Here is a 25,787-nt window from a genome sequence, read left to right on the forward strand (position 1 = left end):
GCCCCGGACGCAAAAAGGCGAGCCTTGCAAGCCAAGACCCGCCCCATCACTTACACATGGCTCAAGGGATCAAAGATCACCAATGGCGGTAGACCGAATGCCATCCCATTTGGCATGAGCGCCCTTGATGACTTCGTCTTTCTGATCGAGATATTTCTTGAAGATTGCTTCATTGACGAACAGATAGAGCTTGCCATCGACGATGTCCGCATAGCGCACATCACCGTCAAGTTTGGCGCCAACAAACACGCCAAAGGCACAGAAGCCACCAAATTGTGGCAGATGGGATGCCGGATCCGCGTCAAACAGGTCCTTGGTCTTGGCAGATGCGAAATAGTAATCGACACCATCATGATGGGAGGTGAATTCGGCATTGCCCAGTTCAGGCGCGTCTTTCTTGAACATGGCAACCGGATCATAGCCGTGCAGGCCAAGCGGTTTGCCGGACAGGGTCAGGCCGTTATTGACGTTATATTCGTCAGCCGCGAAAACAGCGGTGGAGATGAAAACCGTCATAACGGCGGCAAGGCAGGTGAAAATCAGTTTCGACAGCATGGGTTGGTCCTTTCAGGAAGATGTGTCTGGTCAGTTGGGTTGGGTTGCTTTGGGTGATATTGGGGTGGGTGATGGCAATCAGGCCGATTTGGCATACAAGGTCATCGCTTCCTTGGTGGCTGCCATGGCAGTGGTGCCGGATGCAGCCATACCGACGGCACCAACAGCCGCAGCCCCTGCGGCGCGCGCCAACAGACGGCGGCGGGCCAGATCAACGGATTCTTGCGTGACATCGCATCCGTATTCGTGGTGATGATCGTGTTTGATGGTCATAATTTGCTCCTTAATATGGTTGGTCCCCATGCCGTCTCGGCATTGATCAGGGTTAAGCGTCCAGTTTGGTCATAAGGGTCGGGCAGTGGTGGCAAGGCCATGGTCAAGGCACAGCTTTCCCGTTCGCAGGCTGCAAAGCCCACGGTCTGTCAGACGTCATGTCACGTCCCGAAAGGTCCGGCGCTCAGCACAATTGCCGCGTGACGCCGAAGATCGTCAGCTCAGCCAGCCAAATGCCGCTGGCCCGCTTGGTGCCTCTGTGGACCGCAACCGGTCCGGTGCAAAGGCTCGCGTCTTTTGTCGCCAGCACCGGGGCGCTGGGCCGGGATCCACAGGGTCATCGAAGCCCCCTGGCCGGTTGGCCGGTTGCTGGCTTCCACCCGGCCGCCATGGCGTTCGGCGATCAGGCGGGTGATCCATAAGCCAAGGCCACTGCTCTCTTCCCCGTTCCTTGTCCGCGCCGACAGCCGGGTGAAGGGGCGAAAGGCCCTGTGCAAGTCGCCCTCCTGAAAGCCCGGTCCTTCATCGTCGACCCGCAGGTAAGCCGTACCATCAGCCTCAAGCCCCACTTCACACCGGATCTTGCTGTTGGGGTGGCTATGGCGGACCGCATTGCCGACCAGATTGTCGACCGCTTCGAACAGCAGCTCCTGATCGCCACTGACCGTCACAGGCGTCAGGGCACAGCTTTCTATGGTGATGCCCCGTCTTCGAGCACGCGGTTGATTGACCGACATGGCCAGTTCCAGCACGTCGATCAGGTTGACCCTGTCCTGACGGCAGGAGAGCGGGTCCCGCCCTTCGCGGGCCCGTTCCAGCACCGCACTGAGCATTTTGCTCAACTGGGTGATGATCACATCCGCCTTGGCGGCATTGCGCGCGGTGCGGCTGCCGGCTTCTGCGCTGTCCTCGATGGATTCGATGAGCAGCGACAGATTGGCCAAAGGTCCCTTCAGATCGTGAGTGACGATCGACAGGGCATTGGCATACGCAGACGGATCAGACGTCTCGCTCAGCGCGTCTGTCTTGGGAGAGTCTTTCTTGGACAAGGCCACAAAGTCGGCCGTGCCATTGCGATGTGCTTCGATCTGGTCGGTCTGCATATCAAGTCCTTTCCGAACGCGTATAACGGGTGTTCACCGGGTCGGCAGGGGTATCAAAGCCCTAGGTCCGACAGTCCGGGATGGTCAAGGGGGCGAGGGCCTAGCGGCCAGTGAAACAGGCGGTCCTCTTCCCGGATCGGCAGGTCATTGATCGAGGCGATACGCACCTGCATCAGACCGTCAGGGCCAAACTCCCAATTCTCGTTGCCATAGGCGCGAAACCAGTTGTTGCTGTCATCGCGCCATTCATAGGCAAATCGCACGGCAATCCGATTGTCCGTGAAGGCCCATAGCTCCTTGATCAGGCGGTATTCCTGCTCTCGTTTCCATTTGCGGCTGAGCAAATCGACAATCTGCTCCCGTCCGGTGACAAAGTCCGCCCGGTTGCGCCATTGGCTGTCGGTGCTATAGGCAAGGGATACTTTTTCCGGCTGCTGGCTATTCCAGCCATCTTCAGCCATGCGCACTTTGGTGGCGGCGCTGTCTGCGTCAAACGGGGGAAGCGGTGGACGGGTCATGGTCTTATCCTTGTCTTTGGGCTGGTTTTGGGGCCCGAATCTTGGCTGCTGGTTTTCAGGTCTTTTAGAGGGGGACCGGGTGCCCCGCTTGTTCCATCTTGGCGCAACAAGTGAAGCACCCGGTGCGGGGGGTTTAGGCGGCAGAGCTCTGGACAGCCGGGAAATCAATCGGCGTATCAAAAGCTTCATTGAGATAGTTGGTCAGAGTGTTGAGAGCGACATGCGCCACAATCTCGATCACTTCCGCATCGCTGAAGCCTGCGGCTTTCACGGCGCTAACATCTTCAGCACTCACTTTTCCGCGCTGCAGAACCAGTTTGACGGCAAAGCGTACAGCCGCATGAGCCTGCGGGTTGTTGGAACGGCCATCACGGTTGGCGCTGATTTCAGCATCGTCCAGTTTGGCGAGGTTTTTGCCAAGATAAGTGTGCGCGGCAAGGCAATAGTCGCAGCCATTGATTTCGGCGACGGCAAGGGCAATTCGCTCGCGGGTCTGAGCATTAAGGCTGCCCGACGCCAGCGCCCCATTCAGACCCAGATAACCTTCAAGAGCAGACGGGCTGGTGGCGGTCAGACGGAACAGGTTTGGCACGGAGCCGAGCATTTTTTCAACGCCCTGCAAAAGGGGCTGGGACGCGGCTGGTGCTTCTTGGATGGAAGCAGGGAGATCAACTCTTGGCATTGGAATGTCCTTTCAAGGTTTAGGAATGGAATGCTTGCTTGACCTTACATATACAGACCTGTCTGTCTTTCGTCAATGAAAATGCCCTATCACAAAAAGGTGATCTTGAAACTCTTTGAAATAATTGCTATTTTTCTAGAAAATAGACAGAACAGTCTGAACAAGACACCGAACCAGAAAAACAAAAAAATGGAGACCAGCCTTTGAAATCCCGTCGTGATGAACTGATCGATACTGCCCTGCGGCTCTTCTATACCAACGGTTTCAACGCCACCGGCATCGACAAGATCCTAGCCGAAGCAGGCGTTGCCAAAATGACTCTCTACAAACACTTCCGCTCCAAGGATGAATTAATCCTCGCCGCCCTCGAGCGACGGGACGAGACCTTCCGTGACTGGCTGACCAGTGAAATGGAAAATTCTTCTCCCTTGCCACGTGCCCAGTTGCTCGCCATGTTTGACGCTTTGCTAAGTTGGTTTGAGGGCAAGGCCTTCAAGAAACTGGGCTTTTATGGCTGCGCCTTTATCAATGCCTCAAGCGAGTTCGGCGACCTGTCTCACCCGGCTCACCATCTCTCGGCTGATCACAAGGAGCGCATTGTCGCCTTCATCGAAACCCTGTGCGAGCAGGCCGGAGCAACCGAGCCGCGCAAGCTGGCCGAGCAACTGGCTTTGCTGAAAGAGGGGGCGATTGTCACCGCGCAAGTGCGCGGCATGAAGGAAGCGGCCAACATCGCCAAGCAGATTGCCGAGACCTTGCTCGAGGGTGCGGGCGTGCCAGCTCCGAAACAATGACGACAGGGAACCGCACCTGCCCTGTGACAGGCAACGGAGTAACTTGATGCGAAGACTGGGAAGAAATGGTGCTGCTGATAGGACTTGAACCTACGACCCACGCATTACGAATGCGTTGCTCTACCAACTGAGCTACAGCAGCATGCCATATAAGCCGGAAAATCGGCTTTCGGGTGGCTTCTCTTAGCCAATTCCCTCGCAACTGGCAAGAGGCATCTGGGCCTCTTGTGGGTGAATCGAAAAGAAAGCGCCCCACACACGTGAGAAATCACAACTCACTTGAAAAAGCACGCGAAACAAGCCACGCAAATGCGCCGTACCCTTCCACGCATCCAATCGTTGCAATACGAAAAAAGCCCGGCATTGCCGGGCTTTGTTGTCTTCATTTGCCTAGAACAGACGGAAGCGTTTTTTCCGCTCGCCCGGTTTGGCACCAGGCTTTGGTCCCGGATCATCCGGGCGCTGGCTCGTCGGGTCGAATTTCGGGCCCGGATCATCGGGCGCCTGCTTCATCGGAAACTCGACGTCTTTGGGCTTGCTGGCAGCAACACCCTCCTCTGACGGTGTTTCCGCTTTCGCAGCGTCTGCCACCTCTTCCCCGGTATCCACCTCGCTGTCAACGTCAATGGCAGTTGCAGCAGCGTCATCATCCACTGGTTCGGCTACCGGAACATCGTCTTCCACCGGTTCAGCGACAGGGATGTCTGCCTCTTCCTTGGCATCAGCAACAGGCGCCTCAACGGCAGCTTCAGCGGGGGTTTCAAGATCCTTTGACGTATCTTCGCTGTTCGGGATCAGCACCAGATCATCCTCATTTGGCCCCTCTTGCGAGGCCAGATCGGCACTTTCCAGAACCGGACGATTCATATCGGCCAGTTCATTGACCGGAACCTTCCATTCAAAGGCGTCGAGTTTGCCGGTCACCGGTGAGGTTGGTTGCCAGCGATCGCTAACCTGACCATCAGCCGTCCAAACCGGATCCGGATGGGCACCGACCGCACGCGCCAACCACTGACGCAGCAGACCGAAGTCATTCTTGTCGCCCTCTTCCAACTCGGCCATCATCATGCACAGGCGTGGCGTCAGATGGGAGTCGACCAGCGGCGCCAACAGGCTGCGCGCTTCAGCCCATTCCCGGGCATTGATACAGGCGCGCGCCATGGCAATCTTTGATTCGGTGTGGTCCGGCATCAAGGCATAGAGCGAACGAACCCGCTTCAAACGCTCAAGTGCCGTGTCCCCGGTCTTGATCGTCGCATAGGCTTCAGCGAGATCAGGATGCGGTTCGACCCGCCACGCGGTCTCGATGACCTTGGAGGCCTTGCGATAGTCTTTGAGTTCATTGAGCACACCGGCTGCCTTGGCTGCGGCTGGGACAAGACCGGGAGCCAACTTGCAGGCTTCGAGCAACAAACCACGCATGGCGTCTGCTGAGTTGGGCTGCTCTTCCAGCTCCATAGCCTGCGCGGTCAGGATGACGGCACGGCGGCGACGGAACTGCTCCTTGGTGACATGTTTGTTGGCCTGATTCTGACTGAGGGTCAGCAAAGCGCCCTTCCAGTCTGCAGCAGCTGTCTGGATGTCGAACAGAGCCGTTCCGGCCCAACCCGGAGTCTTTTTGCCATCGCCCGTTGCGGCTTTGGCCATGGTAAAGGCTTCTTCCGCATCGCCGCGGCGCTGCGCTTCGATGTAAAGACCACGACGACCAAGAGGACGGGTTTCATCCTGCTCAAGCATCGCTTCAAAGCTTTGACGCGCCTTGGTGGCATCCCCTGCCAGCTGCGCCGTCTGGGCTTCCAGCATCAGGGTCATCGGATCTGAACCGATCAGTTTGCGGGCTTTCAGGGCTTGCTTGCGCGCCAGAGCCAAATCCCCGACACCAACAGCAACCATACCGGTAGACAGGGCCTTGTAGCCCTTGTCACGCCGCCGCCCGGTGAAGAAACCGGAAATCGACTGTGGAATGCGGATCATGCCGATGAAAACCATCCAGACGATGATTGCCACAATCACCAAAGCCACCAGCATCAGGAAACCGGTCAGCAGTGAGACGCCGATTTCGGTATCCAGCCACGGCCATTCAACAATGATCTGACCCGGCCGATCGGCCAACCATGCGCCACCGAATGCAATGCCCAGCAGGATCGCAAAAAAGATGAGTGCCTTAATCATAACTATTCAATCCCCACCTTAACTGTCATTCTTGTTGGCGAGATCGCCAAAGTCCGAGCGAATGGTTTCCATGGCGGCATCCACCGCGATGCGGGCTTTCAGCCCCTCGATCCATGCAGCGCCCGCCTTGGCATCACGCGCAGCCTCTGGCAAAGCCTCCCATTCAGCGGCAGCCTTCTCAAGGTCACCCTTCTTGACATGGAATTCGATCACCCCGAGCAGGCTTGTCAGGCTCTCGCCTTTCTTCTCACCGCTGAGCGAACGGACCTTGACCAGATTTTGCGCATTGAGCAGGAACTTGTCGAGCAAGGTTCCCGCCCCGGCATCTTCGGCTTCTTTCAGAACATGGTCGTAAACCGCATCAAAATCAGCCGCCAGTTTCGCTTTGGTTGGCGCGCCGTTGTCTGCATGCCCCGCCAGAACTTCGATCGCCGGGGTGCTACCGACAATATCGGTGAAGGTTGCCAGAGCCAGCTGATAATCGGCCCCGGAAGCGACTGCATTCTCAAGGCCAGCCAGCGCAATGGTGCGTGCGGAGCTTTGCATCTGCTCGGAGACATTGTTGTCTTCAAGCGTCGTTACGCGCCCCACCAAATCCTGCGCTTGGGCGGAGACCTTGTCACCAAACTTGCTCAGATCGACCACCACGTCATTGATCCGGCGATCGGTGTTGGACAGGATCGCCTCTTTGGCGGCCCCGAGATCTTCTTCCAGCTTGGCGATGGTTTCAGCGGCCTTTTCCTCGATCCGTGCGGCCTGCGCCTTGGTCACGACTTCCAGTTCGGCAATCTGTTTCTTGGCCTCGACAAACTGGGCATGCAGGCCTTCCAGCCCGGCTATGCGCTGCGTCAGCCCGCCTTGACTGTCTGTCAGGGTGGCGGCCTGTGTCGTCACTTCTTCCAGTTTCGAGGTCAGCTCTTCCAGCTTGGCAGTCAGACCGGCCAGAGCATAATTGATCGGTGCGAGATCAACCCTAGGAGCGGCCTCCCCGTCGGTCGCTTCACCTTCCGTCGGAAGCGGAGCGGTTGCCAGCGACAAGGTTTTGCTGACCTCGCCAATTTCGGCTTCCAAGGCAGCAATGCGCTGATCAAGCGGGCCCAGATCGACATTGGCTTGTTCGGCAACCGTATCTTTCAAGGCCTGAAGGTCGCCAGTCAGGCTTTGCAATTGTGCTTCGGCCTGTTTTGCCGCTTGCGAAGTCGGCATCGGAATCATGCCCTGCTGCAGTCCGAAATAGCACAAAGCCACAACAGCCACACCGCCAAGCAAGCCACCGATCAGCCCACCACCAAAGCCGCCGCCCTGTTTGGGCTGGGCTGCAGGCGATGCAGCAGGCGCGTCCGGGCTCGCTTTTGGCATTTTGGGAACCGAGGAGCTGGACTTTTCAGCCTTCTCATCCTTCACAGACGCATCCTTTGGCGTATCATCTGATGTTTTGCTTGGCTTGGCGTCTGCCTTGTCTTCAGCTTTGGCATCAGGCGCGGTCTCCACCTTTTCATCCGTGGCTGCATCTGGCTTGGCCTTGTCGACCTCTTCGCTGCTGGACGCCTCTGGAGAGGCCTGTGCAGCGACTTTTTCATCGGCTTTCGCGTCGGTCTTTTCGGGAGAGGGGTCGTCTGCCGCTTTGGACGGCGCATCCGCTGCCGGCTTGTCCGTCACATCTTCGGCGGTCAGATCGATGGTTTTGGCTGCCTTACCAGCGGCCTGAGTCCTGTTTCTGGGTTTGCGAGCTGTCATACCATTCCTCAATTCCCGTCGCGCGGGGTCGGTCACATCTCAAGAGCGGTGCCATCATAGGCCGATGGCCGTCCACTTTGTATACGTAGTTCCAAGCAAGTCGCCTTCAAAGCCGAGCAGACGATCGGCAGCGACATGCACAGCGGGTCGTGGGGCAACCCATCCCTTCGTCAAATTCTCCATGCCGGAGAATAATCATGACAGGGCTGTATCACTATTAGATTAAATAGTTACGGCCCTTTTCCAGACTTGCAAGCAGAGACTTCTCATTCGGTGCGTCCGCCACGACCAAAGGATAGCCCGCCTCTTTAATTAACGTAGCGATAGCCGGTGAAAGGCAATAAAAAGTTAACCCGCCAAGCTGCGCTTCCAGCCCTTGTTCACGGGCGATGGAAAGGAACAATTGGCTCGATCTTTGCGAGTATAACAACACCCCATCGATCCCACCCTTGCGGATCGCAGTCAAAGCATCTTCAGGCAAGGTGGGGCTCGCCACCATGTCATAGCTTTCCACCTGTTCAACTCTCAGCCCCGCAGTCTCAAGAGCGGCTTTCAGCGATCCGGTCCGGTGGCGACCGGTCAAATAGAGGACGGGACCACCCGCGGGGTTCAGACGGGACACAAGCGCCGGTGTCAGCACTGCCAGATCTGGCGCACACATCTCGATTGTCTCAAAGCCCAGATCATGCGCCAGACTTTCGGTCTTCGCGCCAACACAATAAAGGGGCCTAAGGCGCAATTGGGCAATCTGGGCAGGCTCAAGCATCCTCAAGCCATTGCGTGAGGTCACCACCACCGCCTGCCACGCTTGTTCGGGCAGACAGAATTGCAGCCCCTGCGCCTCCATCACAGGGGCCGACACAGGCTCGATCCCCAGAGCCCGCAACGCCTTGCAAGTCTGATCCTGATCCAGAGCCGGTCGTGTGACCAAAATCCGCAAAGACAATGTCCCCCAAATCGCTCGAACGTGACGCGTTGCTTCAGTGGCTGGCAGCCAGCACCGCCTCGAAAAAGGCCGTCCCGGCAAGTGCACGCAGTTTTTCGGCGGCCCTCAGACCAACAGCTTCCGCCTCATCAACCGATCCGTCTTCGGCAATGTCATAATATTCGCTGCCATCGGGCAGCAAGACGAGGCCTTCAAAGCTCAGCGCATCGCCGGAAATCCGGGCCAAACCGGCAATCGGCGTGCGGCAGGAGCCATCCAACGCCCCCAAAAATGCCCGCTCACAGGCAAGCGCCCGCTCGGTATCGGCATCATGGATGGCTGAGAGCAAGCCCATAATGCGTGCGTCGCCGATTCGCGTCTCAATGCCAATCGCCCCCTGCCCTACGGCAGGCAGGAAATCCTCGGTCTCGATTGCCGAGGTAATGATTTCCGATTGTCCAAGCCGGTGAAGCCCGGCACAGGCCAGCAAGGTGGCATCAGCAACGCCACGATCCAGCTTTTCAAGCCGGGTCTGCACATTGCCGCGATACATCACGACCTGCAGATCTGGTCGCACCTTCTTGACCATTGCCTGACGCCGCAGGGACGACGTGCCGACAACCGCCCCTTCGGGCATCTCGGCCAGCGTTTGATACTTACGGGAAATGAAGGCATCGCGCACATCTTCACGCGGCAGGTAAGTTGACAACTCAAGGCCATCCGGCAGCACGGTCGGCATATCCTTGGAGGAATGCACCGCCAGATCAATGTTGCCATCCAGCAGCGCTTCCTCGATTTCCTTGGTGAACAGCCCCTTGCCACCAGCTTCCGACAGTGGGCGGTCCTGAATCATGTCGCCCGTCGTCTTGATGACCACGATCTCAAAATCTTCCTCGCTCAGCCCATGGGCATCCATCAAACGCCGCTTGGTTTCATGCGCCTGAGCCAGAGCGAGCAAGCTGCCGCGCGTGCCGATTTTGATAGTGCTGGATGCCATTGAATGTGCCTTTTTTCCCTTGGTCCCGGATCGATCCCTCTGATCCGCCGGGACATCTCCCCGCGTCTTGCCAATCACAGAGGACTCTTTGGCCAATCCATAGAGACTCCGCGGCAGGTCCGCTTTGAAATTGATCAATTCAACATCCCGAAAAGAAAAGGGATGCCAAGCGTTCGGCTTTGCTCTACAAGTCAAGCCAACCGGCCAAAGACACTATCAGGCAGTTCAGGCAAATCACTTTGCCCAGACCTTGCTCAGAAAAGAATCTTTGAAAACAGGCTGAACCATAAAGGCAACCAAGCAACACGCGCAATGATCGTTTTAGGCATAGAAACAAGTTGTGACGAAACCGCGGCGGCGGTGGTTCGGCGCTTCGAGGACAAACCCGGCACAACTGCCAACCCCTCCCGACAAGATAACAGGAGTGGCCAGGGCGAAATCCTGTCCAATGTTGTCCTCAGCCAGATCGAAGATCATGCCATTTATGGTGGCGTTGTTCCCGAAATCGCCGCCCGTGCCCATGTCGAAAGCCTCGACGGCATCATCCGCAAGGCTTTGGCCGATGCAGACCTGACCTTTGCCGACCTTGACGGAGTGGCCGCCACCTCCGGCCCCGGCCTGATCGGCGGTGTGCTGATCGGCCTGATGAGCGCCAAGGCCATTGCCGCCGCCCACAATTTGCCACTGATCGCGGTCAATCACCTCGAAGGCCATGCCCTGACGGCCCGCCTGACCAACAATGCCCCCTTTCCCCATTTGCTTTTGCTGGTCTCCGGCGGTCACAGCCAGATCCTGCTGGTCAAGGGCGTTGGCGAGTATGAACGTTGGGGCACCACCATTGACGACGCGCTTGGCGAAGCCTTTGACAAGACAGCCAAGCTGCTCGGCCTACCTTATCCCGGTGGCCCGGAAGTGGAAAAGGCCGCCAAACTGGGCGATCCCAAACGCTTTGCCCTGCCCCGCTCGATGAAAGGCCGTGAGGGCTATGACTTTTCCTTCTCGGGCCTTAAAAGCGCCGTCCGTCGCGAAGCCGAAAAAATCGCCCCCCTGTCAGATCAGGATGTCGCCGATCTCTGCGCCTCTTTTCAGGCTGCGATATGCGATATTCTCAAGGATCGGATTGGCAAGGCGCTCACCACCTTCCGTGACCGTTTCCCCGATAGTGCCAAGCCGCAATTGATCGTTGCCGGTGGCGTTGCCGCCAATCAGGCCATCCGCTCCATCCTTGATGCGGTCCTCAGCCAGCAACAGGCCGAACTGGTCGCCCCACCAATCAGCCTTTGCACCGACAATGGCGCGATGATCGCTTGGGCCGGGGCCGAACGGCTGGCGCTTGGCCTCACCGACCCGCTTGACTGCCCGGCCCGGCCTCGCTGGCCACTCGACAACAAGGCGGCGGCAAAAATCGGTAAAGGCCGCAAGGGAGCCAAGGCATGAGCATGCAATCCAGTTCCATCAAACCATTTGACCGCATCGCCGTTTTGGGCGCAGGCGCCTGGGGCACTGCTCTGGCGCTGAACGCAGCGCGGGCCGGGCGCGATGTGGTGCTCTGGGGCCGCAACGCAGACAATCTCGAAAGCATCGCCCACAAGCGGCAACTGCCCGCCTATTTGCCCGACATCACCTTCGATCATCCGCTGGAGACCACCACCGATTTGACCGAAGCCGCCGATGCGGACTGCATTCTGATGGTCACCCCGGCCCAGACCACCCATGCCATTGCCGACGCCATCGGCTTTTACGTCAAGAAGGGCACGCCCGTCATTCTTGCAGCCAAGGGCTTAGAGAAAGGCACCCAGCGGATGATGACCGAAGTGCTGGGGGACTATTTGCCTCAGGCCCAACCGGCCATCCTCTCCGGCCCGTCCTTTGCCGCCGATGTGGCCCGTGGCCTGCCAACGGCTGTGACCATCGCCGCCCCCACAAGCCTGTTGGCCGAACGCATTTGCGCCAGCCTGTCCAACAAAAGCTTCCGCCCTTATGCCAGCACCGACCTGATCGGGGTGCAGCTGGGTGGAGCCCTGAAAAATGTGCTGGCCATTGCCTGTGGCATCGTTGTCGGCAAGCAACTGGGGGCCAGCGCCCATGCTGCCTTGATGACCCGTGGCTTTGCCGAAATGCAGCGGCTCGCCATCAAGCTTGGGGCCCGCCCGGACACCCTGATGGGCCTCAGCGGCTTCGGCGATGTTGCCCTGTCCTGTTCCAGCCCTCAGAGCCGCAATTTCTCCTTTGGCCATGCCCTTGGCGAAGGCCGCGATCTGGCTGACCTGATGGGTCCGGGGGCGAAATTGTCCGAAGGCGCCTATACCGCGAGCGTCGCCTGCGAACTGGCCCGCCAGCATGGGGTGGAAATGCCCATTGCCGAAGCGGTCGCCAATGTGCTCGAACGCAAGAGCAGCATCGACGAAGCGGTCACCCAATTGATGACCCGCCCCTTGCGGCGGGAAAGCGATCAGCCCTGATTTTCGACACCCTTTTATTGGAGGAGATGACAATGCACTTTTATGTTACCTGCACCGACAAAGACGGCGCGCTGGAAACCCGTATGGCCAACCGTGAAGCCCATCTGGCCTTCGTGGCGGAAAATACCGACACCATCAAGATCGGTGGACCTTTCCTTTCCGAAGAGGGTGCCATGCTCGGCTCGATGCTGATTTGCGAAGCAGACGACAAAGAGAGCCTTGAAGCCTTTCTTGCCAACGACCCCTATGCCAAAGCCGGACTGTTTGCCTCCGTTGAGATTCGCCCATGGAAATGGATCATCGGCGCACCGGCTTGATTGAACACGAACCAACGGAGAATCCCATGGCTTATTGGCTGTTCAAATCCGAACCCAACACCTGGAGCTGGGACCAGCAGGTCGCCAAGGGTGAAGAAGGGGAACAATGGGACGGCGTGCGCAACTATCAGGCCCGCAACAACATGCGTGCCATGAAGCTCGGCGATCGCGGTTTCTTCTATCACTCGATCAATGAGAAACGCATCGTTGGCGTCGTTGAAGTCTGCGCTGAAAGCCACCCCGACAGCACCGATGACACCGGCAAATGGGAATGCGTCGACATCAAGGCTGTTGCCCCGGTCAAAACCCCGATCACCTTGGAAGATTGCAAGGCGCATCCAGAGCTGAGCAAGATGATACTGGTCAACAATTCCCGCCTGTCCGTCCAGCCCGTGTCTGATGAGGAATGGAACCTCATCTGCGAAATGGCTGGCGTCGACGCCTGATCCGAACGCAACCCAGTGCCTGACACCAAACAAACGGGAATCGCGGACAAAGCGGCCTTCATTCGGGGCCATACCGCGATCCTGCCAGTTCCCCTGACGCCCGACATCGTGCTGCACCTCGCCGATGACGACACGCCTCTTTGGCGTATGAGCGAGGAAGAGCTCAACGCTCTCGGTCTACCTTCCCCATTCTGGGCTTTTGCATGGGCGGGTGGACAAGCTTTGGCGCGCTTCTGTCTTGATCATTCAGACTTGCTTTCGAATAAAACCGTGCTTGATTTTGCCTCAGGCTCCGGCCTCATCGCAATCGCAGCCATCCAGGCAGGGGCAAAATCAGCTTTGGCCACCGACATTGACCCCTTTGCGATCGAAGCCATCAGACTCAATGCTGCGCTGAATGGTTTGAATAGCGATCAGATCACACCCAGCATCGAAGATTGCCTGTCATCGGATGGTACAGCGAAACTGCTCGCCTCTCCGCCAGACATCATGCTTGCTGGCGATGTCTTTTATGATGCAGAGATGAGCAGATTGGTCGTCGATCTGATGAAAAAGCTCCATGCGTGTGGCACGGTCATATATGTCGGCGACCCTACCCGGTCCTATCTGCCCAAGAATTGCCTTGTTGAACGCAAGGCCTATTCCATCCCCCGCAGCCGGGCGCTGGAAGATGCCGAGATCCGATCCACCAAGGTCTGGCAATTCAGGCCATGAAAAAACCCTGTCACCAGAGCGACAGGGCTTGATTGCTTCAGGCCATCAATCGAGCTTATTGCACCTTGGTATGCTCTTCGTGGATGCCAATCGATACACGGACACTGGCAGAGCTCGACAAATGGGAAATCTGCGCGATCTTGCCTTGCTGGCTCGGGCTTGGATTGTTCCATTGCAATTCCAGCCAGTTGCGCTCGTCACCGATTTTGATCAGGTCCTCGATCATCGCCTTGGTGACGCCTTTGTCACGGGCCGTGTAATCGACATACAGAATGTCGATATGGCCGACACGCTTGCCCGAAATGGTTTCCGGCAGATCGAAAAAGGTTGCAAAAGCACTCAGTTCGCCATCAACATAGGCACCCAGAACTTCTGCTGTGCGATCATTCAACAGCGTTTCAGCATAGAAAATATCGGGCTGACGCGGTGCTCCACGTTTGCGCTCCTGCGCATGGGCTGCGATCAGCGGAGCCAGATTGGGGGCGGTGTCCTGGTCCAGAATCTTGATCTCAATCTTGCTCATGATGTCTCCCGTTCCGGTCTCAAAAACTAAATATCAGCATGGGTCCGAAACAGCCGCCCGAATTGGCGCCCGCTTGAAAGCGGTCCCACACAGACCCTCATGGTAGTTTGCAACGAGAAATTAACAATCCATTGCTGCCACCCGTCCCCACAAATCCCACAGAATCAAGTCGTCCGGAGCGCATCGCTTGCAGGAAACCCGGCCTCAGATTCGTGTTTCTCCATAAGGGATGACGAGCGCAACAAAAAAGGCAAGGCCCTGACGGCCTTGCCTGATCTCGTTATCAGTCAAGCTCGCGCACATCGATGAAGCGACCAGCCACTGCAGCAGCAGCAGCCATGGCTGGCGATACCAGATGCGTACGGCCCTTGAAACCCTGACGGCCTTCAAAGTTGCGGTTCGAGGTGGACGCGCAACGCTCCCCCGGTGCCAGCTTGTCCGCATTCATGGCAAGACACATGGAGCAACCCGGCTCGCGCCATTCAGCGCCCGCTTCAACAAAGATCTTGTCCAGACCTTCCTCTTCGGCCTGAGCCTTCACCAGACCGGACCCCGGCACAACCATCGCATGGATGCCATCCTTGATCTTGCGGCCCTTCAGCACGTCGGCTGCGGCGCGCAGATCTTCGATGCGGCCATTGGTACAAGAGCCGATAAAGATGCGATCAATCGCGATATCGGTCATCTTGGTGTTTGGCTCAAGACCCATATAATTGAGTGCACGCTGTACCGCCGCACGACGGCCTTCGTCTTCGATTTTGTCCGGATCAGGGGTGGCACCATCGATGGTCACCACATTTTCAGGGCTGGTACCCCAGGAGACAATTGGCGGCAGGGAAGCGGCATCAAGCGTAACAACCGTGTCGAAATGCGCCCCTTCGTCGGTATAGAGCGTTTTCCACCAGGCAACCGCCTTGTCCCAGTCTGCGCCTTTCGGTGCCTTCGGGCGGCCGTTGATATAGGCAAAGGTTTTTTCGTCCGGAGCAATCAAGCCTGCACGAGCCCCGCCTTCAATCGCCATGTTGCAGACAGTCATCCGGCCTTCCATCGACAGATCACGGATGGCATCACCACAAAATTCGATCACATGGCCAGTGCCGCCAGCGGTACCGATCTTGCCGATGATGGCCAGAACGATGTCCTTGGCGGTCACACCCTCACCGAGCTTGCCATTGACTTCGACCTTCATGTTCTTGGCTTTTTTCTGCACCAGCGTCTGGGTCGCCAACACATGCTCCACTTCGGAGGTGCCGATGCCGTGGGCCAGAGAGCCAAAGGCACCATGGGTCGAGGTGTGGGAGTCGCCACACACGATGGTCATGCCAGGCAGGGTGAAGCCCTGCTCGGGACCCACGATGTGCACCACGCCCTGACGGTTATCAAGCTCATCGTAATATTCGATGTCGAACTCAGCGGCATTGTTGGCCAGCGTTTCCACCTGCAACCTGGATTCAGGATCATCGATGCCCTTGGTGCGATCAGTGGTTGGCACATTGTGGTCAACAACAGCCAGCGTGCGCTGGGGAGCCCGTACCTTGCGATCCGCCATGCGCAGCCCTTCAAAGGCCTGCGGAGACGTCACTTCATGGACAAGGTGCCGATCAATATAAAGCAGGCAAGTGCCGTCTTCTTGCTGATCAGCGACATGGGCATCCCAGATTTTGTCATAAAGGGTCTTCGGTGCAGACATGCTTGTTACGAGTCCTTTTCTCGATCAACCCGCATCCGGTTTGCATAAGCGGTGGGAGGCAAGTTGATCCCTTGATTGGAGAGCCTTTCCTCGGCGAGGCGCGAGACAAAAGCCCGGTCAGTCATCACGGTTTGAACCGGCCATGCAAGTGCGGCACAAAACTGCCCCCTTGGCCGGTCGCCCGGCAGACTTGGCACCATACAAGATAGCGCAAAATCCAGGGCAAAACAGGTTGGCTCTGTATTGCGACAATTTCAGGGTGATCGTCAAGCAATATTGCGAAAATAAAACAGATTGAGGCGACAGAAAATGCCGCCAATCAACCCCGGCACAGCATTCAGGAAAGACACCCGTCGCTCAGATCCAACCCATCTGCCACAAAAACCAGCCACACCGCACATTCAACCAACAAAAAAAGCCCGACGGAGATCCATCGGGCCTTTGATCTTTTCGAAGGAAGCGAGGCTTACTCGGCTTCTTTCTTCTCAGCGCGAGCAGCTTTGACAGCAGCGCGCTCTTCAGCAGCCTTGGCTTTGGTCACATCGTTCAGGCGACGCGCACGCACGTTGGTTGCCTCGGCGATACGAGCAGACTTACCACGGCGCTCACGCAGATAGTAGAGTTTCGCACGGCGAACCTTACCACGACGAACGACTTCGAGGCTGTCAATCATTGGGCTGTAAACTGGGAATACACGCTCAACGCCTTCACCGTAAGAGATTTTGCGAACGGTGAAGTTTTCGTTCAGGCCACCGCCGGAACGAGCAATGCACAGGCCTTCATAAGCCTGAACACGGGTGCGGGTACCCTCGGTCACACGCACATTCACGCGCACGGTGTCACCTGGAGAGAATTCTGGGATTTCGCGCTTTGCAGCGACTTCGGCCATTTGCTCTTGTTCGAGCTGCTCAATGATGTTCATGATCTTCACTCTTGTTGTATAACCACGACCAGAGCGTCCAATGCAGTCCCGTCAGGCTCATTGCTGCCCGACTGCCACAAGGGCCGGTTCGCCGTACTTGTTGGAAATCAGATTGGGGGTCTTTACCCCATGTCACGCCATTTGTCACCCCAAAAAGTGAGTCAAACCGCGGCTTTTTCTGCCTTTTCTCCCCTTCAAGACCGCGCCTTGGAAAGTCGCAGCCAACAAAAAGGAAAACACCGCATCAATCGCCCCGGCATGATGGAATATCCCAACCATGCCGGGTCTATTGCTATCAACGCGTCAGGCAGTGGCTGCTGGACGTGCAGAGCCGGATCGGCGACGGCGACCATTGCCGGATTTTGCCCCGCCATTGAAGTCGCGCCCTGCCCCTTGCTTGCCCGAAGCGCCCATCCGTGCGCCATTGGATCGGGACCCACTGGCTCCGGCAGGCTTGTCACCAAAGCGTTTGCGCTTCTGTCCATTTGTTGGACGCGCAGCCTTGCCTTCCTGGGCCGAAGCGCCAGAAGAAGCCGACGCTTCCATTGGGGACCATTGCCGGTCGGCGGATTTTGCCTGACCATTGGCCTTGCCGCGGCTATTGACTTTGGGCTTGCCATCCCGCCGGCCATCAGCCTGACGCCGGCCCTGACTGTCGGCCTGATTGTCATTCTGGGCACTGGCGCCGCGCCGTTTGCGCGGATTGCTTTTGCGGCGATCGTCCTGCGGCGCGTCCGACAGGATTGCGTCCATCGGCGAGAAGCCTTCCAGATCCATTTCGCTGTCATCGGTCGGCAGGTTATTGCCGATCAGCCTTTCAATGCCGCGCAGCAATTTCACTTCCGACGGCTCACACAAAGACACCGCCGTCCCCGTCCGACCGGCACGCGCCGTCCGACCAATGCGGTGGACATAGGCTTCCGGCACTTCCGGCAGCTCGAAATTCACCACATGCGAGACATCATCGATATCAATGCCGCGAGCGGCAATGTCGGTCGCCACCATGATCGAGGTTTCCCCCGACTTGAAGCTCTGCAACGCTTTCACCCGCTGGCTCTGGCTTTTGTTGCCATGAATGGCAGCGGCCATCAGTCCGGCTTTCTGCAAATGCTGACTGACCCGGTCGGCCCCGCGCTTGGTGCGGGTAAAGACAATCGCCCGATCCACTTCAGCGCCTTTCAGGATCGCCGTCAGGGCGTGTCGTTTGGCATCACGATGGACATGGCGCACACTTTGCTCGATCCGCTCAATCGGCCGAGACACTGTCGCAACGGCAATTTCAGTCGGATTGCGCTGGAAATCCTTGGCCAAGATCCGGATCGGCTTGGGCATGGTTGCCGACATCAAAGAGGTCTGCCGTTCTTTCGGCAAATGCTTCATGATGCGACGAATGTCGGGAATGAAGCCCAGATCAAGCATATGATCGGCCTCATCGAGCACCACCATCTTGGTGCGGCCAAGGGTCAGATGGCCATTATTGATGTGATCAAGCAACCGTCCCGGGGTGGCCACGACGATATGGCTACCACTTGCCAGCTTGCGAATTTGCGGTGATGGCTTGACGCCACCGACAACGATGGTCACCGACACCCGCATATTGCGGCTATATTTGCGAATATTCTCGGCAATCTGTGCCACCAGCTCGCGCGTTGGAGCAAGGATCAGGGCTTCGCAGGCTTTCGGCGTTGGTCTACGATCATTGCGCGCCAACTTGTCAAGGATCGGCAGAACGAAGGACGCGGTCTTGCCGGTTCCGGTCTGGGCAATGCCCAGAATGTCCGCACCGGTCATTGCCACCGGAATGGCTTCGATCTGGATCGGGGTTGGCTGCGCATAGCCCTCTGTTTCAAGGGCATGCAGGATTGGCTCGGCGAGGCCGAGATCAGAAAAATTGGTCAAGGAATACTTCCATTGGCCATTGCTTGATCGCGCAAAAGTGCGGCGAGCAATGGCATACATTTGTTCATTTGGGGGAAGCTTGCGCAGAAAAGCTGCCTGTGGGGTCTGCCCCGCGATGGGGGTCGTCCCGGCGACAATCTCTTATGGATTGTCAGCAAGATATCCCGCTCCGCTGATGGAAAGCCCATCGTCTACGCCCGAGCAGGAACCCGCTATGTATAGCACAGACTGTGACAATGCAAGGGCAAGTATGAAATTACCCTCACGATCAGGCGTGATCAGGAAGCAATCAGAAGGGATGGTAAAGACCGCAAAAAGAAGAGTTGACCTACTCCTCCGCCTCCCAAGCCTCATACAGATCAGGCCGGCGTTCTTTGGTTAGCGCGACGGCTTGCTCATGGCGCCACTGAGCGATCTTGCCATGATGGCCTGAGGAGAGAATCTCAGGGATTTCATGGCCTTCCCAGATGGCCGGGCGGGTATAGTGCGGATATTCCAGCAAGCCACTTTCAAAGCTTTCATCCTCGCCGCTCGCCACCTTGCCCATCACGCCGGGCAACAGCCGCACCACCGCATCCATCAGCACCATGGCGCCCAGCTCACCACCCGACAGAATATAATCACCAATGGAAATTTCTTCCAACTCGCGGCCATCAATCACCCGCTGATCGACCCCTTCAAACCGACCGCAAAGCAAAATTGCCCCACCCGCCTCTTTCAGCGACCGGACTTTTTCCTGTGTCAGCGACTTACCGCGTGGCGAGAGAAGAATGCGTGGCCGCATGTCCCCTTCCCCGGTAGCGGCATCAATCGCCCGCCCCACCACATCGGGCCGCAGCACCATGCCAGCGCCACCCCCCGCAGGGGTGTCGTCAACATTGCGATGCTTGCCTTCGGCAAAATCGCGAATATGCAGAATATCAAGAGACCAAAGACCATTTTCCAGCGCCCGGCCAGCCAGAGAGGTGCCAAGCGGTCCGGGGAACATGTCGGGATAAAGGGTGAGAATGGTCGCCCGCCATGGCGCTTCATTCAGCCCCTCATTGTTGGTCTCGTCCGACATCCGTCCGTCCCCGTTTCAATCGGTATCTTTCAGGCCATCAAGCAACTCTGGCGACTGGGAAAAATCAAACCCTTCACCCTCTTGCGCCTGCTCGCTTCGATCTGCGTCATCAAGCCAGCCTTCAGGCGGCACAACGGTGACAAAACCGCCTGCCACATCCACACGGGGCACCACGGCCATGGTGAAAGGCAGATAGAAGCCCTTGCCCTTTTTCGGCGCGATATCGAGCAGATCGCCCGCGCCAAAATCAGGAATGCCAACAATCGAGCCGAGCACCGTACCATCTTCAAGCCGCACGTCCAGACCGAGCAGATCGGAATGATAAAATTCTTCTTCATCGAGTTCTGGCAATTGATCCCGGTCGATATAAAGCTTCACGCCATTGAGCGCTTCGACTTCGTTGCGGTCCCGCAGCCCTTTGATCCGGCAAACATAAACCGTCTTGGACAGGCGCGCGCTCTCGATCACGAACCGGCGCGACCCATCCGCGTTCGACAGCGCGCCATAGTGGGTCAGTGCTGCCGGGTCATCGGAGAACAACTTGATCCGCACATCCCCACGCACCCCATGGGCTGCGCCGATCTGGGCGAGACAGACCTTGCCTTCCGGCTCGGCTGCCTGTTTGGGCATGGATTTGGACATGGGCAGGTTCCTCAAGGCAATAAAAAAGGGAGTCCGGCTGATATCCGGACTCCCTCATCAGGCGAAGATTACTCAGCGCTTGCTTCAGCGACAGCAGCAGCAGCTTCTTCTTCTTTCATGCGCTTCTCTTCCAGACGCTCTTTGGCTTTGGCACCTGGTTCAGCTTTGTTCGGGTTGTTGCGTGCTGGACGCTTGGCAACACCGGCAGCATCGAGGAAACGCAGAACGCGATCGGTAGGCTGTGCGCCTTTAGAGATCCAGTACTGGATGCGCTCAATGTCAAGATTGACGCGCTCTTCGGAATCTTTCGGCAGCAGTGGGTTGTAAGAGCCTACTTTTTCGATGAAGCGACCGTCACGTGGGGAACGGACGTCAGCGATAACGACACGATAGTAAGGACGTTTCTTGGAGCCACCGCGGGCCAGACGAATTTTAAGAGCCATGGATTTTCCTTTCCAAATACGGCAATTTCTTTGTGTCTTCAGATCAGCTTCTTCTGGCCTGCATATTTCGATGCGCCGGCCCCTGACCTTTATTCAATGTCGAACCAACCCTCTTTGTTGGATCAGCGTTTCTTTTTCCGCTTGCCGGGCATGCCGCCCAGACCGGGAAGTTTTGGCCCGCCCAGACCGGGCATACCACCCAATCCGCCGGGCAGACCACCCGGCAGGCCGCCGGACAATCCCTTGGTCAAATCCCCCATATCGGGCATTTGACCAGATTTCTGCATGGCCTCCAGTTCAGCCGGATCGATATTCGGCATACCGCCACCGAGCAGACCGCCAAGGCCACCTTTCTTCTTGCCAACCATCTTCATCATGTCCGCCATCTGGCGATGCATTTTCAGAAGTTTGTTGATTTCAGAGACTTGCACCCCGGCCCCGCCTGCCACGCGCTTCTTGCGGCTGGCATTGAGCAATTTCGGGTTGCGGCGCTCAGCGCGGGTCATCGAATTGATGATCGCCACCTGACGCTTGATAATGGAATCATCAAGATTGGCCGCAGCCATTTGTTTCTTGATCTTGCCGATACCCGGCATCATGCCCATGATGCCGCCAAGGCCGCCAAGCTTGGCCATCTGGCCCAGCTGGTCTTTCAGATCTTCCAGATCAAACTTGCCCTTGCGCAGTTTTTCCGCAGCAGCAGCAGCCTTCTCCGCATCGATCGTTTCCGCCGCTTTCTCAACCAGCGAAACGATGTCGCCCATGCCAAGAATACGGCCAGCGATACGCTCTGGATGGAATTCTTCCAGCGCATCGGCCTTCTCGCCCATGCCCATCAGCTTGATCGGCTTGCCGGTCACAGCCCGCATCGACAGGGCCGCACCACCGCGACCATCCCCGTCCACACGGGTCAGAACGATACCGGTGACATCCATCCGTTCGTCAAAGCTCTTGGCGACATTGACCGCATCCTGACCGGTCAGACTGTCGGCAACCAGCAGGATTTCGTGCGGGTTGGTGACCTTCTTGATGTCGGCCATTTCCAGCATCAAGGGCTCGTCCACATGGGTCCGGCCTGCAGTGTCGAGCATCACCACGTCAAAGCCACCCAGCCGTGCAGCATTCATGGCGCGCTCGGCAATCTGGGTCGGGCTTTGGCCAGCGACAATCGGCAGTGTCTCGATGCCATTCTGCTCACCCAGCACCCGCAGCTGCTCCTGCGCGGCAGGACGGCGGGTATCGAGTGAGGCCATCAAGACTTTCTTGCGCTCGCGATTTTGCAGGCGCAGGGAAATTTTCGCCGTCGAGGTGGTTTTACCCGAGCCCTGCAGACCAACCATCATGATCGCCACAGGCGCAGGGGCATTCAGATCGATGGTCTTGGTATCCGCGCCGAGCATCTCGACCATCTGGTCATGGACCAGCTTGATCACCATCTGCGCCGGGCTGACCGATTTGATCACCTCGACACCGACCGCCTTTTCCTTCACCTGCTCGGTGAAGCTACGCACCACATCCAGAGCAACGTCCGCCTCGATCAGAGCGCGTCGCACTTCACGCAGCGCAGAATTGACATCAGCTTCACTCAGCGCACCGCGTTTGGAGAGCTTGTCAAAAATGCCGCTTAGGCGATCTGATAGAGATTCAAACATTCATTGCTCCTTCGAGTTTTCTCAACCTGCCGATGGGTCAAATTTGGGCCTTTTCCTGCCTCGCGCCAAGTGCTTTCAAAGAAGAAAAACAACGGGCCATAGCAAAAAGCATCCGAGGGCGCATCGCGCTGTCGGATGTGGACTTCCCGGTTCTCTTTATACCATTGCGGGACCGGGTCAGTGGCTCAAATTGTCATATCGGCAATTGAGAATGGGGCGCTTCTACGCGCAAATGACTCAAAGGTCAACCGCTTTGAAGCCCATAGGCCACAAAAAACGCCCAATTTCAGCCAAAAAGGCCAGCCAAGTCTGCCACTGAAGCAACAAGTCGCCCAGCGCCCGCCTGTTCCAACTCCTCAACGCTGCCATAGCCCCAGGTCACGCCGATGGTCGCGATGTCGTTGGCCGACGCCCCGATCATATCAAATTTGCGATCTCCAATCATCACCGCATCTGCCGCCGAAACGCCCGTGACCGCCAGCCCATGGGCCAGCAACTCGGCTTTGTTGCTCAGGCTGCCATCCAGCTCGGACCCGAAAGCATATTGGAAATGCTGCGCCAGATTGAAGTGTGTCAGGATCCGATCGGCAAAGACCTTCACCTTCGACGTTGCCAGACAAAGTTGATAGCCTCGCCGATTCAAATCAGCCAACAAGTCCGGGATGCCCTCATAAACCACATGCTCATACAGACCAAGTTCGCCATAGCGTTGCCGATAGGCGGCAAGCGCCTCATCCACCCGGTCCGGCCCGACAAGGATTGCGAAGCTATCATGCAAGGGTGGCCCGATGCACCAGTGCAGATCCTCAGGCACATCCTTGATGCCGAGGGTGTCGAAGGCATGATGCAGGCAATTGATGATTCCCTCTGCCGGATCAATCAATGTACCGTCTAAATCAAAGAACAAGGTCGTCACGAGCGTCTCCCGGAAAGTGTCTTGCCTTTCATAGACAAGTCTGCGTTTGCTGGAAAGAGCCACATCACTGCCAAACAGGAATAGCATCTATGCCAATTGACGTCTGGATCGCCTTCATCCTCGCCAGCTCTGCCTTGTTGATCATTCCCGGCCCGACCGTCATTCTGGTGATCTCCTATGCCTTGGGTGGGGGGCGCAAGACCGCGTGGTCGACGATTCCCGGTGTCTTGATGGGCGATCTGTTCACCATGACCGCATCCTTGCTCGGTGCCGGAGCGATCCTTGCTACCTCCGCCCTGCTCTTCACCATTCTCAAATGGATCGGGGCGGCCTATCTGCTGTGGCTCGGCATCAAGATGTGGCGCAATGCAGGTGGCCGCATCGAACTGGGCGACGGCCAGTCCGAAACCAGCCGGAGCAAGATGTTTTGGAGTGCCTTCACTGTCACCGCGCTCAATCCCAAAGGCATCATCTTCTTCGTCGCCTTCGTGCCGCAATTTGTTGACCCGACAGCCCCGGCCCTGATGCAATTTGCTTTGCTGGAAGCCACTTTTCTTTGCTGTGTTGCTGTCATCGTCACCAGTTGGGCCCTGCTGGCAGGCAGCCTCAGCCAGACCCTGTCGAACCCCCGCTTCGTCAAACGCACCCATCAGGCAGGCGCGTCCTTTCTGATTGGCGCAGGTCTGATGACCGCTACCCTCAGCCGGACCAGCTAGCCCTCGGGGCGACAAGCTGCGCTGGCATACTGGCAAAATGACGAAATCGCATCCCGATCCAACATTTCGGCACAGGCCTCCCTCTATCTTTTTGATTCAAAGCGGGTAATCTAGCCGCCAACGAAAAAAGACAGCGCCTGAAGCAAATCTGAAGCAAAATAGCGGGCGCGCCTGCCGACCAGATGGAGACCAACCATGTCCGAACCCAAAGCCCATATCTGGCTGCGCGACGAAGATCGCAGCACCGAGCGTCGCACGGCTCTGACCCCGAAAAATGCAAAAATCCTGTGCGATGCTGGCTTCCAAGTCACCGTCGAGGCCAGTGACAAACGCGCCTTTGCCGATGCTGACTATGAAGCGGCAGGCTGCGCCATCGCTGCCCCGCGCTCCTGGGTCGATGCCCCCAAGGACACGGTCATTTTGGGCCTCAAGGAACTGGCCGAAACCCCTGCCGAGCTGCCACATCGGATGATCCATTTCGCCCATATTTATAAGGACCAGACCGGTTGGGAAGGTGAGATGGCCCGCTTCACCAAGGGCGACGGCCTGCTTTATGACATCGAGTTCCTAGTTGGCGACGATGGCCGCCGGGTTGCCGCCTTTGGTTATTGGGCCGGTTGGATGGGCGCCGCCCTCGGGGCGCACCGTCTGCTCGAACGCCGCGCCGGGCGCGACGAAATCCTCCATGGCGTCAGCCCTTATGAAAGTCAGGATGTGATCATCGAGAAATTGCGCGCTTTGGCCACCGAAGGGGACGGCGATATGCCAACCGCCATTGTTATCGGTGCCAAGGGACGCTCGGGCACGGGCGCTTGTGAATGCCTTGAAGCGGTCGGCTTCTCGGTGACCAAATGGGACATTGAGGAAACCCGTCTGCTCGATCGCCAGACGCTTCTGTCTCATGACCTGATGGTCAATTGCGTGCTGATGTTCGGCCCCGGCCTGTTGCTGGCCAACAAGAGCCACCTGTCAGACGCCAATTGCACTATGAAAGTCATCGCCGACGTCTCCTGCGATCCTTTCTCTGATTTCAACCCACTGCCCATTTATGACGCGCCGACCAGTTGGACCGAACCGGTGATCGAAGTGGTGAAAAATGGCGCCGGCGATGCGGTGGAAGTCACGTCCATTGACAATCTGCCTTCGCTCCTGCCAGCCCAGGCCGCCGAGGAATTCTCAGATCAGTTCATCACTGCGCTGCTGCGCTTTGATCAGGGCCCGGAATGGAAGAATGCGGCAAACAAGTTTGACGAAGTCCGCGAAAAAGCCGGTCTGTAACCCCTTCACTGAGTGATGGCACTCCAAAGGCTCGCCGAGAAATACAATCCGGCGGGCCTTTTTTGCAGAATCGATCCAAATCCGGATCTCCTGCGAACAAATCAGAAGAGGGCCTTGACCATTTGCTCGGCTGCCCGCGACAATTGGCATCAGAGGGCGACAAAGGCTTTCAACCCGTGGCAGGATGGCTATATTCATAATAGTGCAAATTATCTGCCATAAGAGTCAGCTGCCCTTTCCGCAGTCAGTGGCCCTGATCACGGAAAGTTTATTAATGAGACCGTGCAATGCATCAAAAAGCCGAAATGATGCTGATACGATCGTCACACTTCAAATTTTTATAATTCG

General features: G+C 57.3%; 26 protein-coding genes and 1 tRNA gene. 8 read left to right on the plus strand and 19 right to left on the minus strand.

Annotation, left to right across the window (positions count from 1 at the left end):
* Nucleotides 1-69: 69 nt before the first annotated feature.
* From FDK21_RS08495 to FDK21_RS08515, 5 genes are all read right to left on the minus strand, one after another.
* A complete protein-coding gene (locus tag FDK21_RS08495) occupies nucleotides 70-555 on the minus strand; it encodes a YHS domain-containing (seleno)protein (protein ID WP_138148184.1) in 486 nt (161 codons plus the stop codon).
* Nucleotides 556-633: 78 nt separating this feature from the next.
* Entirely contained in the window at nucleotides 634-828 is a 195-nt protein-coding gene (locus tag FDK21_RS08500; RefSeq protein ID WP_138148185.1) for a hypothetical protein, read from the minus strand.
* Nucleotides 829-1,049: 221 nt separating this feature from the next.
* The gene (locus FDK21_RS08505) at nucleotides 1,050-1,931 is read right to left on the minus strand and encodes a HAMP domain-containing sensor histidine kinase (RefSeq protein WP_138148186.1); all 882 of its coding nucleotides are present in this window, start codon (nucleotides 1,929-1,931) and stop codon (nucleotides 1,050-1,052) included.
* A 53-nt stretch (nucleotides 1,932-1,984) separates the two neighbouring features.
* Nucleotides 1,985-2,449 carry a nuclear transport factor 2 family protein gene (locus tag FDK21_RS08510; RefSeq protein WP_114008247.1) on the minus strand — a complete coding sequence of 155 codons (465 nt, stop codon included), beginning with the start codon at nucleotides 2,447-2,449 and terminating at the stop codon, nucleotides 1,985-1,987.
* 133 nt (nucleotides 2,450-2,582) lie between these two features.
* Nucleotides 2,583-3,131, minus strand: a complete 549-nt coding sequence (locus FDK21_RS08515; RefSeq protein ID WP_138148187.1) for a peroxidase-related enzyme — start codon at nucleotides 3,129-3,131, stop codon at nucleotides 2,583-2,585.
* Between the two features lie 203 nt (nucleotides 3,132-3,334).
* On the opposite strand from FDK21_RS08515, the gene FDK21_RS08520 reads away from it, so the two are divergent.
* Complete coding sequence (locus FDK21_RS08520) at nucleotides 3,335-3,925, plus strand: TetR/AcrR family transcriptional regulator (protein ID WP_138148188.1); 591 nt, start codon at nucleotides 3,335-3,337, stop codon at nucleotides 3,923-3,925.
* Nucleotides 3,926-3,991: 66 nt separating this feature from the next.
* On the opposite strand, the gene FDK21_RS08525 is transcribed toward FDK21_RS08520, so the two are convergent.
* From FDK21_RS08525 to hemC, 5 genes are all read right to left on the minus strand, one after another.
* Nucleotides 3,992-4,067 (minus strand) — tRNA-Thr (locus FDK21_RS08525).
* 248 nt (nucleotides 4,068-4,315) lie between these two features.
* Complete coding sequence (locus FDK21_RS08530) at nucleotides 4,316-6,097, minus strand: heme biosynthesis HemY N-terminal domain-containing protein (protein WP_138148189.1); 1,782 nt, start codon at nucleotides 6,095-6,097, stop codon at nucleotides 4,316-4,318.
* A gap of 18 nt (nucleotides 6,098-6,115) precedes the next feature.
* Complete coding sequence (locus FDK21_RS08535; RefSeq protein WP_138148190.1) at nucleotides 6,116-7,834, minus strand: hypothetical protein; 1,719 nt, start codon at nucleotides 7,832-7,834, stop codon at nucleotides 6,116-6,118.
* 217 nt (nucleotides 7,835-8,051) lie between these two features.
* The gene (locus FDK21_RS08540) at nucleotides 8,052-8,774 is read right to left on the minus strand and encodes a uroporphyrinogen-III synthase (protein WP_171021997.1); all 723 of its coding nucleotides are present in this window, start codon (nucleotides 8,772-8,774) and stop codon (nucleotides 8,052-8,054) included.
* 40 nt (nucleotides 8,775-8,814) lie between these two features.
* Entirely contained in the window at nucleotides 8,815-9,756 is a 942-nt protein-coding gene (hemC, locus tag FDK21_RS08545) for a hydroxymethylbilane synthase (RefSeq protein ID WP_138148192.1), read from the minus strand.
* 312 nt (nucleotides 9,757-10,068) lie between these two features.
* Here hemC and tsaD point away from each other — a divergent pair, with 312 nt between their 5' ends.
* From tsaD to FDK21_RS08570, 5 genes are read left to right on the plus strand one after another with little or no spacing between them, the layout of a single operon-like run.
* On the plus strand, nucleotides 10,069-11,193 hold the full coding sequence (gene tsaD / locus FDK21_RS08550; RefSeq protein ID WP_138148193.1) for a tRNA (adenosine(37)-N6)-threonylcarbamoyltransferase complex transferase subunit TsaD: 1,125 nt from the start codon (nucleotides 10,069-10,071) through the stop codon (nucleotides 11,191-11,193).
* 17 nt (nucleotides 11,194-11,210) lie between these two features.
* Entirely contained in the window at nucleotides 11,211-12,218 is a 1,008-nt protein-coding gene (locus tag FDK21_RS08555; protein WP_210238731.1) for an NAD(P)H-dependent glycerol-3-phosphate dehydrogenase, read from the plus strand.
* A gap of 32 nt (nucleotides 12,219-12,250) precedes the next feature.
* Nucleotides 12,251-12,535: a YciI family protein gene (locus FDK21_RS08560; protein ID WP_138148194.1), complete on the plus strand. Its 285-nt coding sequence runs from the start codon at nucleotides 12,251-12,253 to the stop codon at nucleotides 12,533-12,535.
* 26 nt (nucleotides 12,536-12,561) lie between these two features.
* Nucleotides 12,562-12,981 carry an EVE domain-containing protein gene (locus FDK21_RS08565; RefSeq protein WP_114008625.1) on the plus strand — a complete coding sequence of 140 codons (420 nt, stop codon included), beginning with the start codon at nucleotides 12,562-12,564 and terminating at the stop codon, nucleotides 12,979-12,981.
* 15 nt (nucleotides 12,982-12,996) lie between these two features.
* Entirely contained in the window at nucleotides 12,997-13,695 is a 699-nt protein-coding gene (locus tag FDK21_RS08570; RefSeq protein WP_246657528.1) for a 50S ribosomal protein L11 methyltransferase, read from the plus strand.
* Between the two features lie 55 nt (nucleotides 13,696-13,750).
* Here the strand turns inward: FDK21_RS08570 and FDK21_RS08575 are convergent, their stop codons facing one another.
* From FDK21_RS08575 to FDK21_RS08615, 9 genes are all read right to left on the minus strand, one after another.
* Nucleotides 13,751-14,218 (minus strand): GNAT family N-acetyltransferase, encoded by a 468-nt coding sequence (locus FDK21_RS08575; RefSeq protein WP_114008238.1) that lies wholly within the window; start codon nucleotides 14,216-14,218, stop codon nucleotides 13,751-13,753.
* 283 nt (nucleotides 14,219-14,501) lie between these two features.
* On the minus strand, nucleotides 14,502-15,908 hold the full coding sequence (gene leuC, locus FDK21_RS08580; protein ID WP_138148195.1) for a 3-isopropylmalate dehydratase large subunit: 1,407 nt from the start codon (nucleotides 15,906-15,908) through the stop codon (nucleotides 14,502-14,504).
* A 466-nt stretch (nucleotides 15,909-16,374) separates the two neighbouring features.
* Nucleotides 16,375-16,830, minus strand: a complete 456-nt coding sequence (gene rplS, locus FDK21_RS08585; RefSeq protein ID WP_138148196.1) for a 50S ribosomal protein L19 — start codon at nucleotides 16,828-16,830, stop codon at nucleotides 16,375-16,377.
* A gap of 303 nt (nucleotides 16,831-17,133) precedes the next feature.
* A complete protein-coding gene (locus FDK21_RS08590) occupies nucleotides 17,134-18,729 on the minus strand; it encodes a DEAD/DEAH box helicase (RefSeq protein WP_138148197.1) in 1,596 nt (531 codons plus the stop codon).
* A gap of 328 nt (nucleotides 18,730-19,057) precedes the next feature.
* Nucleotides 19,058-19,792 (minus strand): tRNA (guanosine(37)-N1)-methyltransferase TrmD, encoded by a 735-nt coding sequence (trmD, locus tag FDK21_RS08595; RefSeq protein ID WP_138148198.1) that lies wholly within the window; start codon nucleotides 19,790-19,792, stop codon nucleotides 19,058-19,060.
* Between the two features lie 15 nt (nucleotides 19,793-19,807).
* Complete coding sequence (rimM, locus tag FDK21_RS08600; RefSeq protein ID WP_246657529.1) at nucleotides 19,808-20,434, minus strand: ribosome maturation factor RimM; 627 nt, start codon at nucleotides 20,432-20,434, stop codon at nucleotides 19,808-19,810.
* Nucleotides 20,435-20,502: 68 nt separating this feature from the next.
* Nucleotides 20,503-20,877, minus strand: coding sequence for a 30S ribosomal protein S16 (gene rpsP, locus FDK21_RS08605; protein WP_138148199.1), 375 nt, complete (start codon nucleotides 20,875-20,877; stop codon nucleotides 20,503-20,505).
* 122 nt (nucleotides 20,878-20,999) lie between these two features.
* Entirely contained in the window at nucleotides 21,000-22,529 is a 1,530-nt protein-coding gene (gene ffh, locus FDK21_RS08610; RefSeq protein ID WP_114008232.1) for a signal recognition particle protein, read from the minus strand.
* Between the two features lie 286 nt (nucleotides 22,530-22,815).
* Nucleotides 22,816-23,445 carry an HAD hydrolase-like protein gene (locus FDK21_RS08615; RefSeq protein ID WP_246657530.1) on the minus strand — a complete coding sequence of 210 codons (630 nt, stop codon included), beginning with the start codon at nucleotides 23,443-23,445 and terminating at the stop codon, nucleotides 22,816-22,818.
* An 89-nt stretch (nucleotides 23,446-23,534) separates the two neighbouring features.
* Here FDK21_RS08615 and FDK21_RS08620 point away from each other — a divergent pair, with 89 nt between their 5' ends.
* Complete coding sequence (locus FDK21_RS08620; RefSeq protein WP_138148201.1) at nucleotides 23,535-24,161, plus strand: LysE family translocator; 627 nt, start codon at nucleotides 23,535-23,537, stop codon at nucleotides 24,159-24,161.
* A gap of 195 nt (nucleotides 24,162-24,356) precedes the next feature.
* The gene (locus FDK21_RS08625) at nucleotides 24,357-25,439 is read left to right on the plus strand and encodes a saccharopine dehydrogenase (RefSeq protein ID WP_138148202.1); all 1,083 of its coding nucleotides are present in this window, start codon (nucleotides 24,357-24,359) and stop codon (nucleotides 25,437-25,439) included.
* The last annotated feature ends 348 nt before the right edge of the window (nucleotides 25,440-25,787 follow it).

It is taken from the genome of Cohaesibacter sp. CAU 1516, from assembly GCF_005771485.1.
In the GTDB taxonomy this organism is placed as follows: domain Bacteria; phylum Pseudomonadota; class Alphaproteobacteria; order Rhizobiales; family Cohaesibacteraceae; genus Cohaesibacter; species Cohaesibacter intestini.